Annotated in this window: 14 protein-coding genes, 1 tRNA gene and 1 pseudogene; 7 read left to right on the forward strand and 9 right to left on the reverse strand. The window is 70.3% G+C overall.

Annotated features, from left to right (window positions below; translation table 11 throughout):
* Positions 1 to 150: 150 nt before the first annotated feature.
* Entirely contained in the window at positions 151 to 1,866 is a 1,716-nt protein-coding gene (gene metG / locus KO717_RS06310; RefSeq protein WP_301364882.1) for a methionine--tRNA ligase, read from the reverse strand.
* Between the two features lie 496 nt (positions 1,867 to 2,362).
* On the opposite strand from metG, the gene KO717_RS06315 reads away from it, so the two are divergent.
* Together KO717_RS06315 and KO717_RS06320 are read left to right on the forward strand one after the other, a co-directional pair.
* Complete coding sequence (locus KO717_RS06315) at positions 2,363 to 2,938, forward strand: RNA polymerase sigma factor (RefSeq protein WP_301364883.1); 576 nt, start codon at positions 2,363 to 2,365, stop codon at positions 2,936 to 2,938.
* Positions 2,939 to 3,747: 809 nt separating this feature from the next.
* A pseudogene (locus tag KO717_RS06320) lies at positions 3,748 to 4,467 on the forward strand (IclR family transcriptional regulator domain-containing protein); the annotation flags it as partial.
* A 358-nt stretch (positions 4,468 to 4,825) separates the two neighbouring features.
* On the opposite strand, the gene KO717_RS06325 reads toward KO717_RS06320, so the two are convergent.
* The 3 genes from KO717_RS06325 to KO717_RS06335 form a co-directional block, all read right to left on the reverse strand.
* The gene (locus KO717_RS06325; protein WP_301364884.1) at positions 4,826 to 5,302 is read right to left on the reverse strand and encodes a hypothetical protein; all 477 of its coding nucleotides are present in this window, start codon (positions 5,300 to 5,302) and stop codon (positions 4,826 to 4,828) included.
* Between the two features lie 238 nt (positions 5,303 to 5,540).
* Positions 5,541 to 5,900 (reverse strand): hypothetical protein, encoded by a 360-nt coding sequence (locus tag KO717_RS06330; RefSeq protein WP_301364885.1) that lies wholly within the window; start codon positions 5,898 to 5,900, stop codon positions 5,541 to 5,543.
* 14 nt (positions 5,901 to 5,914) lie between these two features.
* Positions 5,915 to 7,171: a helix-turn-helix transcriptional regulator gene (locus tag KO717_RS06335; RefSeq protein ID WP_301364886.1), complete on the reverse strand. Its 1,257-nt coding sequence runs from the start codon at positions 7,169 to 7,171 to the stop codon at positions 5,915 to 5,917.
* Positions 7,172 to 7,949: 778 nt separating this feature from the next.
* Here KO717_RS06335 and KO717_RS06340 point away from each other — a divergent pair.
* The 3 genes from KO717_RS06340 to KO717_RS06350 all read left to right on the forward strand — a co-directional run bounded on the left by KO717_RS06340 (position 7,950) and on the right by KO717_RS06350 (position 10,874).
* The gene (locus KO717_RS06340; RefSeq protein WP_301364887.1) at positions 7,950 to 9,137 is read left to right on the forward strand and encodes a JmjC domain-containing protein; all 1,188 of its coding nucleotides are present in this window, start codon (positions 7,950 to 7,952) and stop codon (positions 9,135 to 9,137) included.
* Complete coding sequence (locus tag KO717_RS06345) at positions 9,134 to 10,039, forward strand: aldo/keto reductase (RefSeq protein ID WP_301364888.1); 906 nt, start codon at positions 9,134 to 9,136, stop codon at positions 10,037 to 10,039. Before KO717_RS06340 ends, KO717_RS06345 begins: the two co-directional genes overlap by 4 nt.
* Before the next feature lie 184 nt (positions 10,040 to 10,223).
* On the forward strand, positions 10,224 to 10,874 hold the full coding sequence (locus KO717_RS06350; RefSeq protein ID WP_301364889.1) for a hypothetical protein: 651 nt from the start codon (positions 10,224 to 10,226) through the stop codon (positions 10,872 to 10,874).
* A gap of 68 nt (positions 10,875 to 10,942) precedes the next feature.
* Here the strand turns inward: KO717_RS06350 and KO717_RS37315 are convergent, their stop codons facing one another.
* On the reverse strand, positions 10,943 to 11,320 hold the full coding sequence (locus tag KO717_RS37315; RefSeq protein ID WP_367401509.1) for a helix-turn-helix domain-containing protein: 378 nt from the start codon (positions 11,318 to 11,320) through the stop codon (positions 10,943 to 10,945).
* A gap of 251 nt (positions 11,321 to 11,571) precedes the next feature.
* Positions 11,572 to 11,659, reverse strand: a tRNA-Leu gene (locus KO717_RS06360).
* A gap of 290 nt (positions 11,660 to 11,949) precedes the next feature.
* Between KO717_RS06360 and KO717_RS06365 the strand changes: the two genes are divergently transcribed.
* Positions 11,950 to 13,116 carry a low temperature requirement protein A gene (locus tag KO717_RS06365; protein ID WP_301364891.1) on the forward strand — a complete coding sequence of 389 codons (1,167 nt, stop codon included), beginning with the start codon at positions 11,950 to 11,952 and terminating at the stop codon, positions 13,114 to 13,116.
* Here the strand turns inward: KO717_RS06365 and KO717_RS06370 are convergent.
* On the reverse strand, positions 13,103 to 14,044 hold the full coding sequence (locus KO717_RS06370) for a beta-ketoacyl-ACP synthase III (protein ID WP_030011093.1): 942 nt from the start codon (positions 14,042 to 14,044) through the stop codon (positions 13,103 to 13,105). The two genes, KO717_RS06365 and KO717_RS06370, sit on opposite strands and share 14 nt — an antisense overlap.
* A 205-nt stretch (positions 14,045 to 14,249) precedes the next feature.
* Here KO717_RS06370 and fdhD point away from each other — a divergent pair, with 205 nt between their 5' ends.
* The gene (gene fdhD, locus KO717_RS06375; protein WP_301374388.1) at positions 14,250 to 15,077 is read left to right on the forward strand and encodes a formate dehydrogenase accessory sulfurtransferase FdhD; all 828 of its coding nucleotides are present in this window, start codon (positions 14,250 to 14,252) and stop codon (positions 15,075 to 15,077) included.
* On the opposite strand, the gene KO717_RS06380 is transcribed toward fdhD, so the two are convergent.
* Positions 15,067 to 15,543, reverse strand: coding sequence for a hypothetical protein (locus KO717_RS06380; protein WP_301364894.1), 477 nt, complete (start codon positions 15,541 to 15,543; stop codon positions 15,067 to 15,069). The genes fdhD and KO717_RS06380 overlap by 11 nt on opposite strands.
* Before the next feature lies 1 nt (position 15,544).
* Positions 15,545 to 15,976, reverse strand: a complete 432-nt coding sequence (locus KO717_RS06385; protein WP_301364895.1) for a (2Fe-2S) ferredoxin domain-containing protein — start codon at positions 15,974 to 15,976, stop codon at positions 15,545 to 15,547.
* Positions 15,977 to 15,984 lie beyond the last annotated feature (8 nt).

The raw sequence follows: 15,984 nt of genomic DNA on the forward strand, positions 1-15,984 counted from the left end.
GGTGGGGTTTCCCCTACCTTTCCCCTCCTCCCCCCTCCCTTCGTGCATGCGAAAGGGGCACGACCCCATCGGGTCGTGCCCCTCGCTCAGATGTCACCGGGCCCTGAGCGGGCCCTCAGACCTCAGGGCTCGGACCTCAGGCCTCAGTCCTCAGGCCTCCGGGTTACCGCCGAACCGCTCGCGGTAGGACTCCAGGTCCTCCTCGGTGACGCGCGCGAACAGCACGGGCGGCACGGTGAACGGGGTGCCGGCCGGCACGGCGTCCAGGGACCGGGCCTGCTCCGGCGTGATCCACGTGGCGGTGTCGTCGGCGAGCGCGAAGGAGGAGCGGATGGTACGCGCCGAGGCCGGGATGAACGGCTCGGAGACCACCGAGTAGAGGTGGATGAGGTTCATCGCCGTGCGCAGGGTGAGCGCGGCGCCCTCCAGGTCGGTCTTGACCTCCGTCCAGGGGGCCTTCTCGTCGAGGTAGGCGTTTCCGGCCGACCACAGGGCGCGCAGCGCAGCCGCGGCCTTGCGGTACTGGAGGGAGTTCATGTGGCCCTCGTACTCGGCCAGCAGCTCGGCGATCTGCTCGCCGAGCTTGGCCTCGGCCTCGCCTGCGGGGCTGCCCGCGGGGGCCTCGTCGCCGAACTTCTTGCGGGAGAAGGTCAGCACGCGGTTGACGAAGTTGCCGAGGGTGCCGCCGAGGTCCTTGTTGACCGTGGCCTGGAAGTGCTCCCAGGTGAACGACGAGTCGTCGGACTCGGGCGCGTTGGCGATGAGGAAGTAGCGCCAGAAGTCGGCCGGGAGGATCTCCAGCGCCTGGTCGGTGAAGACGCCGCGCTTCTGCGAGGTGGAGAACTTGCCGCCGTAGTACGTCAGCCAGTTGAAGGCCTTGACGTAGTCGACCTTCTTCCACGGCTCGCGGGTGGCCAGTTCGGTGGCCGGGAACATCACCGTGTGGAACGGGACGTTGTCCTTGGCCATGAACTGGGTGTAGCGGACGTCCTCGGCCTCGTACCACCACGACTTGTAGTCGCGGTTCGCCGGGTCCAGGTCGGACCACTCCTTGGTGGAGCCGATGTACTCGATCGGGGCGTCGAACCAGACGTAGAAGACCTTGCCCTCGGCGGCGAGCTCGGGCCAGGTGTCGGCCGGGACCGGAACGCCCCAGTCGAGGTCGCGGGTGATGGCGCGGTCGTGCAGGCCCTCGGTCAGCCACTTGCGGGCGATGGAGGAGGCGAGCTGCGGCCACTCCTCCTCGTGCTCGGCGACCCAGGCCTCGACCTCGTGCTGCAGCTTGGACTGCAGGAGGAAGAGGTGCTTGGTCTCGCGGACCTCCAGCTCGGTGGAGCCGGAGATGGCCGAGCGGGGCTCGATCAGGTCCGTGGGGTCCAGGACGCGGGTGCAGTTCTCGCACTGGTCGCCGCGGGCCTTGTCGTAGCCGCAGTGCGGGCAGGTGCCCTCGACGTAGCGGTCGGGCAGGAAGCGGCCGTCGACCGGCGAGTACACCTGCCGGATCGCGCGCTCCTCGATGAACCCGTTCTCCTGCAGCTTCCGCGCGAAGTGCTGGGTGATCTCGCGGTTCTGCGCGGAGGAGCTGCGGCCGAAGTAGTCGAAGGACAGCTCGAAGCCGTCGTAGACCGCCTTCTGGGCGTCGTGGGCCTGCGCGCAGAACTCGGCGACCGAGATGCCGGCCTCCTTGGCGGCGAGTTCGGCGGGGGTGCCGTGCTCGTCGGTGGCGCAGATGTACAGGACGTCGTGGCCGCGCTGGCGGAGGTACCGGGAGTACACATCCGCCGGAAGCATCGACCCGACCATGTTGCCCAGGTGCTTGATCCCGTTGATGTACGGAAGCGCGCTGGTGATCAGGTGTCGAGCCATCCTCGGATGCTCCATTTCCTATGTGCGGTACAACGTGACGTAACGGATTGTGAGTGCGGTTCATCGTATCGAACCGCCGCGAAGCCACGCGCCGCATTTGTTCATGGGTGGACGTAAAGCAAAAGCGAGGGCAGTGACCTCTCCGTCACGGCCCTCGCGATCGGGCCCATGTTACAGCCGGACCGCGGCGCACCCGACCGGTGTCCGGGCTACGGCAGCGGCGACGGCGGCGACAGAGAGGACGACGGCACCCGCGGTGGCACCGGCAGCGGGCATATGCATACGTGCTGGCTGGAGCCGTGCGTGATCGAGATCGATCACGGGTCGATCATCCACGACGCATTGCTTCCAGGTTTCTTCTCTGCGCCCTCCGAGTGCGCCCGCGCTGCTTTCCTGTTCAGCGCACAGGGGATGAGGTGGAGCGGTGAACGATGGCGGACCGGAGGAGTCCGGTGGGGCCGTGGGACTACCGAGCCGGCGCCGGCGGCCGACTCCCATGAGCCAGTGGGATCCGACGGCGCGCCTGTCGTACTGGGCCTTCCACGCCAATCGGCGGCCCGCGTACATGCGCTTCGCGTATCTGCAGCTGGGTTCCGACACCGCGGCGGAGGAGGCGGTGGACGCCGCTTTCGACTCGATCATGGGTGAGTGGCTGCGGATGCTCCACATGGACCGGCTCGACGCCTACGCCTGGACCGTGCTCAAGCACTGCCTGGTCGACCGGCAGCGCCGGCGCCATCCGTGGCAGCAGCGGCCGGAACCGACGGACATCAGCGCCTTCGAGGCCGCCCTCAGGGCGGCCCACGCCGATCAGTACGAGGTGCTGACCGACACCATCCGCTTCTACTCGGCCGTCTCCCGCCTCGCCGAGCGGCAGCGCGACTCCGTACTGCTGCGGTACGGACTCCAGTGCACCCCGGGTGAGGCCGCAGCCGTGATGGGCGTCGACGAGGCCACGATCCGCTCCTACCTCGGGCAGGCCCACCGGCGGCTCGCGCGCCTGCTCGCCACCTCCGCCGCATCGCCGGCATCGCCCGAATCGCCGGCATCGCCCGAATCAGCCGAATCATGAGGCGCTTCGAACGGCAGGAGCTGCAGGACGGTGACCCGGTCCCCCGCTCCCTGGCCGAGTTCCTGGCCCGGGCGGGCGTCCGCGACCGCTACCGGCACTACGACCTCGGCGCCGCCGAGGCCCGGCTGCTGCGCGCCACACCACACCCGCCGGCCTCCGGACACCGCGCCCGGCGCCGGTCGGTGCACGGCTGGAGCGACCCCGCCCGGGACTGCCCGCTCGACGCCGAACGGGCCCGGCGCGACCTCAAGGCCGTCTGCCTCGCCTCCGCGTGCGCGCCCAAGGCCGGGGCGCACCTCGACTCCTTCCTCACCGGCGGACACACCGACCTGGCCGGGGCGGTCGTCTTCGGCTGTCTGCTGCACCTGGCCGGGCTGCGCGAAGGGGCCCGCTTCTGGTGGCAGTTCGCCGCCGGTTCGGGGAGCCCGCGGACTTCCGTGGCCGCGTACTGCCTCTTCCTCGACCACTCCCGGCGCGGCGAGCACCACGACGCCCGGCACTGGGCCCGCGAGCTGGGTCGGCGCGGCTTCCGGCCGGGCGGCCGGCGGGATCTTCGGGAGGTCCGGCTGTGCACGCAGGCGGCCGTGCTGCGCTACGTCGACCAGTTCGAGGATCCTGACCTGGGCCCGGTGCCACTGCCGAGGCCCGGGCTGTCCGGAGTGCTGGCCGCGTTCCGGCCGCAGCAGGTCGCGGGCGTCGCGGTCGTCGCGCCGGCGGCGGCGACCCGGCCGGCCGCCGGGCCGCTGCGCCACCCCGCCCTGACGGCCGCGGCCCGCGGAACCGTCGTACAGGGCGGTACGGGCGAGGCTCTGGCGGAGGCCCGCCGTGCGCTGGCCGTCGTACGCGTCCTGGAGCGGCATCCGCTGGGGGTACGGACCGGCCGGCTCGCGCGGGAGTCGGGTCTCGCGGAGGCGGAACTGCGTCCCCTCCTGGCGATGCTGTGCGAGGAGGAGTACGCGTACCGGCCGGGGGCGGGGGTGTACGGTCGCGGCCCGGCCCTGGACCGGCTCGCCGCCCCGGGCGGCCACGGCCTGGCCGGGCAGCTGCAGCGCACCCTGGCCCTGGCCCGGGACAGTGCGGGCGCCGCGGTGTACCTCAGCCGGTATGCGGGGGGCGAGGTCCACATCACGCAGATGGCGGCCGGGCCTGCGACCCCGCCGGTCCGGGAGTGGGTCGACTTCCGGGACGCCGCACATGCCAGCGCGGTCGGCAAGTGTCTGCTGACGCAGCTCGACCACGACCGCCGCGCCGACCATGTGGCGCGGCACCGGCCCGCGCGCCTCACCCCGCAGACGATCACTGACAGCCGGGCCCTGTTCACGGCGCTGGACGCGGTGGCTCCGGGCGCGCCCGTCTTCGACCTGCTGGAGTACTCCCCGGGGGTCGTCTGCTCGGCCGTTCCCATCACCACGGGCGGCGCCGCGGGGAGCCTGGCGCTGTCGCTGCCCGCGACCCATGCCCACCGGCTGCGCTCCGCCACCGGGGCTCTGCGGCGCAAGGCCGTGCCCGTCCTCCTCGCCCTGCTCCTGACCGGCGCGATCCCCCCGGACGCCCCGGCGGTGGCCGCGGGGGAGCAGGCACCGGCCGACCGGCCCCGGCCGGTGCGGGCCCCCGTCACCCCGGAGACCCTGCGCCAGCTCCGGCTGCTCTTCCGCACCCCCCTCGCGGAGGCCGCGCCGGCGGCGCAGGGCCCGCACCTGGTCAGCGACACCACGAGCGCGGCGGCCTACCTCTTCGCAGCCGCCCCGGACGGCGCCACCCCCCGCCTGTCCCTCCCCCACACCTTCACATCGGTGACCCCGGGCAGCCTGACCCGCCCGACGGGCCTGGTGGTCCTGGGTACGTGACGACGGGCCGACCGGCTCCACCGCCCGACCGGCAAGGGGGTCATGACGGCTTCCTGGGCCTGAGTCCGAGTTCATCGCAGCGCCGCTGGTATTCGGCCGCGGCCGCGGCGTCCGGGAACTCGACCGTGCGCCAGCGTTCGGGGTCGTAGCCTTCACAGTCACGCCAGACCTTCAGGCCGTCGCAGAGGGCGTTCCAGTTCTCGCGGATCTTGCCGAGGCGCCATTCGTCCTGGGCCCGGAGCACGGCCTCGGGCGGCGGCGCCCACACGAGGACCGTGGTGGGGCCCCTCCCGTTGCGGTAGGGCCTCCAGAACGGCGACCTGATGTCCCATTCGAGTTGCAGCACCAGGCTGGACAGCATCCGGGCCAGCGCATCGGCCGTCCGGTGCTCGTCGGTCCCCGGTTCGTGCCCGGCTTCCAGGGCCTCCAGCCTCGGGTGCAGGAACTCGAAGACCTCCCAGAGGTCGTCCTCCGTGATGTCGCAGGCGTACTGCAGTGGCGCCCGTTCCGTGTTCATGTCCGCCCCCCGGGGAAAACAACAGGAGCCCCACACTAGGTGTGGGGCTCCTGCTTCTTGTGTCCGAGGGGACTTGAACTCTCCACTCGGGCACCAGCCTATAGGCGCTGTGACCTGCTGGAATGCCTGTCTTGGCAGGGGCTCGACAGCCCTGCTCTTCCTGTCTCTTCCTGCTGTTTCAGGCCGTCTCAGGGCTCTGTTGGTCACCTGGCCAGGACGAGCGATCTCGCCCACTCGGTCAGGCTTTCTCGATGGCCTCGAAGATGTCGGCGTCGGTCTCCTGCTGCCACTTCGGCAGGTCCGGCCAGTCGGCCACGTAACCGGGCTTGGGGTCCTCGAAGTGCTTGAACATCTGGGCGGTCCAGCACGTCGCAACGAACCGGCTCTTCTGCTCGCGGGACAGCCTCGATGAGTGCCCGCCGCTGATCTCGATGAAATGCCGAACCTGGTCGTAGACCGAGCCTGCGGCCTCGCGCTCCCACTGCGGGGTGTCGTCCCAAGGCGTCACGTACCCGGCCTTCGGCTCCCCGGGGAAGTGCTGGTGCACTCCCGTGATCCAGGCTTCCCGGAACACTCGTGCACCTTCGATCTGCGACATGCCAACCCCTCTCGTCATGGCGTGCTGAGCGCGGCGATCTCCGCCCCCAGCTCCGCTACGCGGTGGTCCCTGCTCAGGGGGCCGAACTCGTCGCACAGGGTCTGGAGTCTACGGGCGACGTATCCGGAGGAAGAGGCTTGGGCCAGGAGGAGGGCTTCCCGGCCGTACGCGACGGCGTGTTCGGGGTCCCGCCGCTTGGCACCGATGGCGGCGAGGTCGGTCAGGACAGCGCCGCGCCGTCGGTAGGACTGCCCGGAGGCAAGGGCGGTCTGCTCAAGAGCCCGCCGCAACGCTTCCTCCGCCAGGTCGAGCCGTCCGAGCTGGACGTAGCGGGCTCCCCGTTCCTCGGCCAGCCGCGTCCCGTCGAACCGCAGCCACCCGCCGTTGGTGCTGCCCGCGCTCAGGCCCATGACGTGCTCCGCCTGGTCCAAGGCGCGCTCGCATGCGGTGAGGTCACCCAGGCCGGCGTACGCCTCTGCCTGGACGGCGGCGACCCAGTGCCGTGTGGCAAGGGCGCTGTCACCTCGCCCGGCCAGCCGCTCAGCGGCTCCCAGGACCTGTGCCGCCTGCCGGTAGCGCTGCTCCGACATGTCCACGTAGGCGTGCCGGACGAGCGCGCACGCCCACAGGTCGTAGGCTCCGGCGTCCCTGCTGACGGATGCTGCGAGGGCGTAAGAGGCAGCCGCGTCCGTGTACCGGTTCGCGTCGAAGGCAACTTCCCCGGCCAGTTGGAAGAGGTCGGCTGCCGCACTGAGGAGCGGGCGGGAGTTGCCTCGGGTGTCGGCCGCGAGGGCTTCGTTCAGGGTGGTCAGTTGGTCGCGGACGATGGGGTAAACGGACCCCTTGGACCGGGCCAGTTGGTAGACCTGCCAGAGGTGACTGTTCATCCGCGCGAAGTCGCCGGGTGCGCCCCTGAGGACCCCATCGGAGAGGGTTTCCGCCTCATCCAGCGGCAGGGCGGTCAGCGCCCCGCTGACGGTGAGGATGCGGAGGAATTCACGGCGGATCACTTCGTCTGGGTCTCCCACACTCGGCTGGTCACTGGGCTGCTGGCATCTGGTCGTCCGGCTTACGGCTCGTGGCTGTGTCAGAAGGGCGTCCAGCTCTTGAAGGCTGACTTCAAGGGCGGCTGCCAAGCCTGGCCGCTGAGGTGGCTGCGGTGCGATCTTGCCGCTCTCCCAGCGTCCGACCGTTGTGCGGTCCACGCCAAGTAACTCGGCCAATTTCTCCTGACTGTAACCCAGGGTCTTGCGCCGTTCCGCCAGTCCCATGACGCCCCTCTTCCCGTGACCTGAACCCACGGCGTTCCCGTGCACGGATGTGCATCAAGAGTGCCGCATTGATGCCGTGGAGGGCTCGGACTCCCCGCGCTTTCCTTGGTGTTGTCGCAAACGGGCACGGGGGCAAACCTGCGGAAGGGTGCGGACATGGCAACGGAGAACGGCATGGCTCGCGATGGTCTCGGTTCCGCCCAGTCTCGGGGTCTTGGAGCTGACCGCCGCGTTCTCATGACCCTTCGGGTATCCCGTGACTCGGGTCGCACCTGGCAGCAGAGCACCAGCGTCCAGGAGGGTGACGCGCTCGTCATCCCGTCCGATCCGGGGCGTTACCCGCCCTGCGGGTGTGCCCGCTGCACGGGCCACCAGCCGCTGTCCGCCACTGCGCTCCGCCCGGCTGACATCGAGCCGAGGAAGGCGTGAGGTCTGGCTTACGGAACCGGGTGCTGCGCCGCTTAGGCCGGTACGCAGGTCCGCTCTACCTGGCCATGATCCTCGGCGGCTCGGCTTTGTTCCTCGCCGGAGCCCTTGCGACGCGGTAGCTGCCTCGAAGGCTGCTGCCCTCCCGTTCCTCCCGCCGGACTCCCGGCGGGTGTTTCCGAGTAGAGAGGTAAGTCCGATGGTGGAAGAGAACACCGGTTCGGCGGCCCCCGAGGGGGGGTGGCCTGCTCGTCGCGAAGCGGAAGATCGTCGCCGCGCGCACCCGCGCCGAGCAGGAGTCCGACGTCAGTAGCGGCCGTTCCGACGGCAACGACTAACGGGGCTGCCCACGATGCTTGATGCAGCCTCGTGGGCGGGGCGTCTGGGCGGGGACACGTTCCTCGCCCAGACGTACCACCGCTCCTACGCGCACTTCCCCGGCACCGCCGACACGGCGGGCCTGTTCTCCTGGGACGACCTCAACCGGATCATCGCCACGCAGCGACTGGAGCCGCCCCGGCTGCGCCTGTCGGCCGACGGCGAGATGGTCCCCCTTCACCGCTACGCGATCCCGACCACGAACCGCCGAGCGGTCACCTGGTCCCGCATCCAGCCGGCCGACTTCCACACCCAACTCAAGGACGGTGCGTCGCTGGTCCTCGACGCGTTGGAGAAGATCCACCCGGCGGTGGGCGTGGCTGCCGAAGGTCTCGAACGGTTCCTCGGCACGCCCGTGCAGGCCAACGCGTACGCATCCTGGACCGATCGTGAGGGCTTCGGCCTGCACTGGGACGACCATGATGTCGTGGTGGTGCAGGTTCACGGCTCGAAGCGGTGGCGCTTGTACGGCTCCACCCGTGAGGCGCCCACCTTCCGGGACGTGGAATCGCCGGAGAGTCCCGAGGGCGACCCGGTGGCGGACATCGTGCTCGCTCCCGGTGATGTGCTCTACCTGCCTCGCGGCTGGTGGCACGCGGTCACGGCTGACCAGGGGACGGAGTCGCTTCACCTCACGTTCGGCATGGTCCCGCACACGGGCGCGGACCTCATGCTCTGGGTCGTGGATCAGCTTCGGTCGTCGCTCGCACTGCGCAAGGACGTTCCGCGGTTTGCCTACCTGCCGGAACAGTCCGACTTCATCGAGGCCATACGCCGTGAGGTGCTGGACATGATGGCGGACCCTCGGTTGGTGGAGCGGTGGGCGGAATCCATCGACACGACCGACTTGGGGCACGCGATCCCGTCACTGCCGTACGTGGACGGGCTGCCTGCACGGCCGGAGATCGCGGTGAAGCTCACGGCTCCGAGGGGCCGCTTGACGGCGAACCCGGCACACAGCACGGTCACGTTCTCGGCGGCCGGTACGGCTTGGGACTTCGCAGAGTCCGCGGCTCCCGCCCTGGGCACGCTGCTGATCGGCCAGCCGGTTACCCTGAGCACCTTGGCTGACTCCGCTGGGATGGACGTGAAGGACGTTGCCGAACTGGTCTGGGTCCTCATCGAGGGCCAGGCCGCTGCGGTCGTAGGGACGGGGCTGTGACCGCCGCACTCTCCTTGGGGACATACCGCGTGCGTGCCGTCAGTCAGGCGGCACGCACCGCCCTGGCTGCCGGTAGCCCCTGGGTGGACACGGCACCCAACTACGCCCACGGTGGAGCGCATGAGGCGCTGCGCCCAGTTCTCAGGGAGTACCCCACCGTTCGGGTAGCCACGAAGACAGGGTTCTTCACGGAGGAGCAGGGACGTACCGCACTGGCCGAGGGCGCGCTCACGCGAGACGAGGCGGCCAGTAGGCACAGCCTGGAACCGGGCTTCATCCGCTGGCAGATGGAGCGTTCGTTGGCTGTGCTCGGCCGCGCTGACCTGATCTTCGTGCACAACCCTGAGCACCACAGCCAAAGCCTTGACCGCGCCGCTCTGCACTGGCGTGTGCGGGAAGCCTTCACCGTGCTGGAAGAGTTCACCCATGCGGGCAGGATCGGCGGGTACGGCGTCGCCACCTGGACGGGTCTGACCTCCGAAGCGTTCACGGTTCCCGAGTTGCTCGCGCTCGCCGGACAGGCGGCGGGCTCCGCCGAACACCACTTCATGGGGTTGCAGATGCCCGTCAGTCTGATCATGGATGACCTGATCAGGCAGGCACTCGACGGCGGCGGACCGCTGGTGCAGGGGAAGGACTCGGGGCTGATCACGTTCGGCTGCGCACCTCTGCACGGCGGCGAACTGCTGGATGCCATGACGCCTGAACTGGTGAACTTCATCCGCCCTGGCCTGTCGGCCGCAGCCGCTGCCCTGCTGGCTGCCGGATCGTGCCCCGGCCTCGATGTCGTCCTGACTTCCGCGAGCACTCGCGAACACTGGGACGATGCGGCGACGGCTTTGGCTGCGCCCCTGACGGCTGAGGAACTGAGGAGGGTGACCAATGAACTCGCCGCCGAGTGAGGACGTACAGACCCTGATGGAGGCTGCCCACGAGCGGGCGGCAAAGGCACTGGGTCTCACGTGCACGGGCCGGCCGGCATGGGGGTTCCAAGGTGTCACCCTCGGGCGGCAGGCCGGGGACCGGTGGCTACGAGTAAGCCGGACCGCCAGGAGGAACGCGGGCAGGAAGCAGGGGGAGGGCATCGTGGGGGCTTCTCTGCTGGTGCCTGCCGCGGTCCCGCGCCCGCGCCTGTACGCGGTGCACGACTGGACTGACGGCGAGTGGGCCTTCGAGGCCGAAGTCCTCGACTACGTGACGCATCCCGTCGTGTCCCCGGAGCGGGCCGACTTGGACCGCGACCCCGGCTTGCCTGATGAGTGGTGGGCCGACCTGCACCGAGCTCTGGCCCTGCTCGCTGAAGCGGAGGGAGTGAAGGTCACCATCCGGGACGGGTGGATCGAACGCGCCTTCCCCCAGTTCCTCGGCATCCCGGCCCCTGCCAAGGTGGAGCGGGTGACCGGTCACGGCGACCTGCACTGGGGCAACCTCACGACCGTGCCCCTGACCCTTCTGGACTGGGAGCGGTGGGGCCTGGTCCCCTACGGCTACGACGAGGGTCTTCTCCATGCCAACAGCCTGCTCGTTCCCGATGTGGCGGACCGCATTCGTCTGGAGTTCGCGCCGATCCTGGACTCCCCAGCCGGCCGAATCGGAGAGCTCGCGGCCCTGGCGGAGATGCTGCAAGCCGTAGCCCGTGGCTGGTACCCAGACCTGACCCCGCGCCTACTCGCTCGCGCGGAGTCACTCACGGGCGTTCGGCCACCGGTCCCCCTTCAGCCAGAGGTCACCGCCTGACAGGCCCGTGCGTGACAGCGGCCCCCGACTGATGCCGGGGGCCTGTCTGTGTCCGCGTGCGGCCTATCTCAGGCGCTCTCTCCGAGGTGGCGGCACAACGTGGCACGGCCGATTCCAAGGGCCTTGGCGATGGCTGTGACGCTGTCTCCCTTGGCGTGTCGAGCACGGGCTACGGCCAGGGTGTCATCGTCCACGACGGAGGGACGCCCACCGACGTTGCCCTTACTGGCCGCAGCCTCCAGCCCCTCCAACACCGGGCTTCGCGGGAAGTGGTACCGAAAGACGCATGACCTCGTGTTCGCCCGAGATGGTTTCAAGCTGCACCGGGGCGAGGCAGGCGGACCACGGGACCCCGAGAAGGTGTCGGCCCGCTGGCGGACGGCACGCAACCGTCTGCACCTGCCGGAGAACTTTCGGCTGCACGACTGGCGGGCGTCGAAGATCACGAACGATCTCGACAACCACGAGAAGCCCGTAGGGGTCTCCGCCAATGCCCGGCACCACTCGCCGGGCTACACCATGGCGCGGTACGGCAGGCGTCGCGCTGAGGGAGCGAAGAAGCTGGCCGCTTCGAGTGCCAGGCGTATCAGCCCGTCATCCCTGGTCTGGCCAGGAGGCGCGCTGGACTGTTGGTCACGTGGTTGGTCACGCCACAGCCCGGTAAAGCAAAAAACCCCACTTTAAGTGGGGTCTTAGCTGGTGTCCGAGGGGGGACTTGAACCCCCACGCCCGATAAAGGGCACTAGCACCTCAAGCTAGCGCGTCTGCCATTCCGCCACCCGGACCAGGTGGTCGGCCCCGGTTTCCCGCGGCGACATGGACAACAATAGCAAAGGATCGGCGGGGTTCCGACCACTTATCCGGGCGGCGATCCTCCGCCACGCCGGGCTGACCTGCACGCATGCACCGAAGGCCGTAGCGGGACGGACCGTCTCGCCACCGTCGGGGGCGGGCCGGTCCCCGGCGGCGGGAGGCGGAGGTGCCACGCGGCCACTTCCGGATGCTGATACCGGCTGGACATCAGGGGGAGCCGGGCGGTCGGATGGCCTCGCACACATCCGGGGGGGAGCCGCGCATGGAATCCGAGCACCGCGTCAGCACGCTGGAGCTGTTCTTCGACCTCGTCTTCGTCTTCACCATCACGCAGTTGACGGTGCTTCTGGCGGACGACCTGAGCCTGCGGGGCGCGGGGCAGGTGGTTCTGATCTTCACCGTCCTGTTCTGGATGTACGGGGGCTACGCGCACCTCACCAATCAGGTGCCGCCGGACCGGACGGTCCGGCGGGTGCTGCTGATGCTGGCCATGGGGGCGTTCCTGGTGTGCGCGCTGGCCGTGCCGACCGCGTTCGGCGCCGGCGGGATCGCCTTCGGCCTGGGGTACGTGTTCGTGGTCCTCGTGCACAGCGCCCTCTACACGCAGGCGCACGGGTTCGGAGTGCTCTGGTTCGCGCTCCCCAACATGCTGTGCGCGCTGTCGGTGCTGGCCGCCGGGTTCTTCGACGGGCCGCCCGCCTGGGGGCTGTGGATGCTCGCCCTGCTGATCCAGTTCGCCGTACCGCAGCTGGTGCAGCGGGTGGCGGCGAGCGGGGCGGAGCCCGCCGAGGCCGTGGCCGCGGTGACGACCGTCAGCGACCAGCTCGGCGGTATGAGCTCCGGGCACCTCGTGGAGCGGCACGGATTGCTGCTGATCATCGTCTTCGGCGAGTCCGTCATCGCGATCGGCATCGGAACCGGCTCGCTGCCGCTGTCCCTGGGGATCGCCGGGGGCGCCTTCCTCGCGCTCGCCGTCGCGTCGGCGCTGTGGTGGATGTACTTCGTGCGCGACGAGGGCCGGGCCGAGGAGGTCTTCGCCGAGACGCCGCCCGAGAACCGTTTCAAGCTGGCGATGCTCGCCTACTACTACGCCTTCCTGCCCATGCTGCTCGGGATCGCCGCCTTCGCGGCCGGGGTCAAGAAGACCATCGGGCACCTGGGCGAGCACCTGTACACCGGCCCGGCACTCGCCCTGGCGGGCGGGGTCGCCGTCTACCTCGCCGGCGACCTGGCCTTCCGGGCCGTCCTCGGGATCGGCCCGGCCCGGTTCCGGGCGGCGGCGCTGGTGCTCGTCCTGGCGACGGTCCCGGTCGGCACGGGCGCCTCCGGGCTGTGGCAGCTGGTGGCGCTCGTCGTCGTGCTGCTGGGGACGCTGGGAGCCGAGGTCCGCTGGACCCCGGGCTGCACCGCGACCCCTACGGGCAGCTGATGACCTGGCCCGCGTAGGAGAGGTTGCCGCCGAAGCCGAAGAGGAGGACGGGGGCGCCGGAGGGGATCTCGCCGCGCTGGACCAGCTTCGACAGGGCCATCGGGATGCTGGCGGCCGAGGTGTTGCCGGAGTCGACGACATCGCGGGCGACGACGGCGTTGACGGCGCCGATCTTCGCGGCGAGCGGCTCGATGATCCGCAGGTTGGCCTGGTGGAGGACGACCGCGGCCAGGTCCTCCGGGGTGATCCCGGCCTTCTCGCACACCTTGCGGGCGAGCGGCGGCAGCTGGCTGGTGGTCCAGCGGTAGACGGACTGGCCCTCCTGGGCGAAGACCGGCGGCGAGCCCTCGATCCGGACCGCGTTGCCCATCTCGGGGACCGAACCCCACAGGACCGGGCCGATGCCCGGCTCCTCGCAGGCTTCGACGACGGCCGCGCCCGCTCCGTCGCCGGTGAGCACGCAGGTGGTGCGGTCGCTCCAGTCGGTGATCTCGGTCATCTTGTCGGCACCGATGACCAGGGCGCGGGTGGCGGAGCCGGCCCGGATGGCGTGGTCGGCGGTGGCCAGGGCGTGGGTGAAGCCCGAGCAGACGACGTTGATGTCCATCACGGCGGGGCCGCCACCCATGCCCAGCTTGGCGGCGACGCGCGCGGCCATGTTGGGCGAGCGGTCGATCGCCGTGGACGTGGCGACCAGCACCAGGTCGATGTCGTCCGGGGTCAGGCCGGCGCCGGCCAGCGCCTTGCCCGCTGCCTGGTAGGCCAGTTCGTCCACCGGTTCGTCCGGTCCCGCCATGTGGCGCGTGCGGATGCCGACGCGGGACCGGATCCACTCGTCGGTGGTGTCGACCATGGCCGCGAGGTCCTCGTTGGTGAGCACTTTCGCGGGCTGGTAGTGCCCTAGCGCCACCACGCGTGAACCGGTCATGGGCGGGGTCCCCCCTTGTACGGAAGTCAGGATCACCCAGCTTTGCCTGCTACTGGTGGGTACGGGTGCGTGTGACCCGACAGGATTCCGGCCCCGGATTTTGGAGCTTCCCGAGGATCCACCTGCCGGGGGCGTCGCAGGAAGCGGAACCGCGACAATGAGCTTGTCGGAATCGGGCGGGAACAGAAGGGGTGTGCTGATCACCATGGGACGGGTCACCGAGCGTCGTCGCGTCGTCCGGATCCGGAACGGCGCGGTGGGTGTCCGGCCGGACACGCTGGTGGCCGAGGAGCCGCTGGAGATACGGCTGAACGGCAAACCGCTGGCCATCACGATGCGTACGCCGGGCGACGACTTCGCCCTGGCGGTGGGCTTCCTGGTCAGCGAGGGGGTGCTCGCGGCCGCCTCGGACGTGCAGGCCGTCACCTACTGCGAGGGGGCGACCGAGGACGGTTCGAACACCTACAACGTGGTGAACGTCCAGCTGGCCGCCGGGGTCCCGGTGCCCGACATCACGCTGGAGCGGAACGTCTACACCACCTCCTCCTGCGGCCTGTGCGGGAAGGCCAGCCTGGACGCGGTCCGTACGGCGACCCGCTTCCCGGGGATCGCCGGCGATCCGGTACGGGTGCCCGCGGAGGTCCTCAGCGCGATGCCGGACCGGCTGCGCGCGGCCCAGAAGGTCTTCGACCGTACGGGCGGACTGCACGCGGCCGGACTGTTCACGGCCCAGGGCGAGCTGCTCGACCTGCGGGAGGACGTCGGCCGGCACAACGCGGTGGACAAGATCGTGGGCCGGGCGTACCAATCCGGGAGGCTCCCGCTGGCGGGCGCGGTCCTGCTGGTGTCGGGCCGGGCCTCGTTCGAGCTCGTGCAGAAGGCCGTGATGGCGGGCATCCCGGTGCTGGCGGCCGTCTCGGCGCCGTCCTCGCTGGCGGTGGACCTGGCGCTGGAGTCGGGGATGACGCTGGTCGGCTTCCTGCGGGGGCCGGACATGAACATCTACGCGGGCGAGGAGCGGATCACCCTGTAGCGGTACGCCGGAACGTCTCCTTGGCGCCGCGTCCGTCGGCGAGGAACCTGGCCCACACGTCGCTGCCGTCTCCTGCGGTGCCCCCCTTGCCGGTGCCGTGGAGGGTGAACCAGCCGTCGCAGGCCTGTACCGCGGGCGTTCCGTCGACGGGGAACTTGATCAGGATCTGGATTCCCGGGTCCTCGTCGGAGTGCCGATCCATGACCCAGGTGCCCTCGCCGGTGAACGTGACCTGGCTCGGTATCCGGATGCACGACCAACCCGGTGCGTCCGTGAGGCGGACGCGGCCGTCGGCCAGCACTTCGAGCCGGCCTCCGCGGTCGCCCTGCCACGTGCCGGTGACGTCCTGCGCCGCGAGCGGCACGGAGGGTTTGCTGTCTTCCGGGTCGAGGGACAGGGCCAGCCGGATCACCAGAAGGACCAGCAGGCCGAATAACACGAGCACCCCGCGGGCGAGGTTCTGCACGTCAGCGCCCCCGGCGGGCGCGGCGGCCGGACTGCGCGGCCGGCTTCGGTGTCGGCGGGTCGATGCGGTGCAGGTCCAGGGTGGGCGGGACCGGGGTGGTGCCCGGGCCGCCGGATTCGGCCCAGGCGATGATCTCGTCGGTCGCGGTGTCGTCCAGGGCCCAGCCGAACCAGGTCGCGCGGGCGCCGCGGCGGCGGGCCTCGGTGGTGGGCTGGACCACGATGACGTTGGCCTGGGCGCAGGGGCCGAGGCACTCGCTCGTACGGACGGCCAGGCGGCCCCCGGAGGCGGCGGCGGCCTCGCGCAGCCGGGCCAGCTGACCGGCGTGGTCGGAGCCGGGGTTCTTGCGGGGGTCACCGCAGCAGCAGCCGCGGCAGACCACCAGCGTGCAGGGGCGTTCGGCGTGGGCGGCGAGCGGGCGTATCCAGGTCACCACCGAAC

This window comes from Streptomyces xanthophaeus, from assembly GCF_030440515.1.
GTDB lineage: Bacteria > Actinomycetota > Actinomycetes > Streptomycetales > Streptomycetaceae > Streptomyces > Streptomyces kutzneri.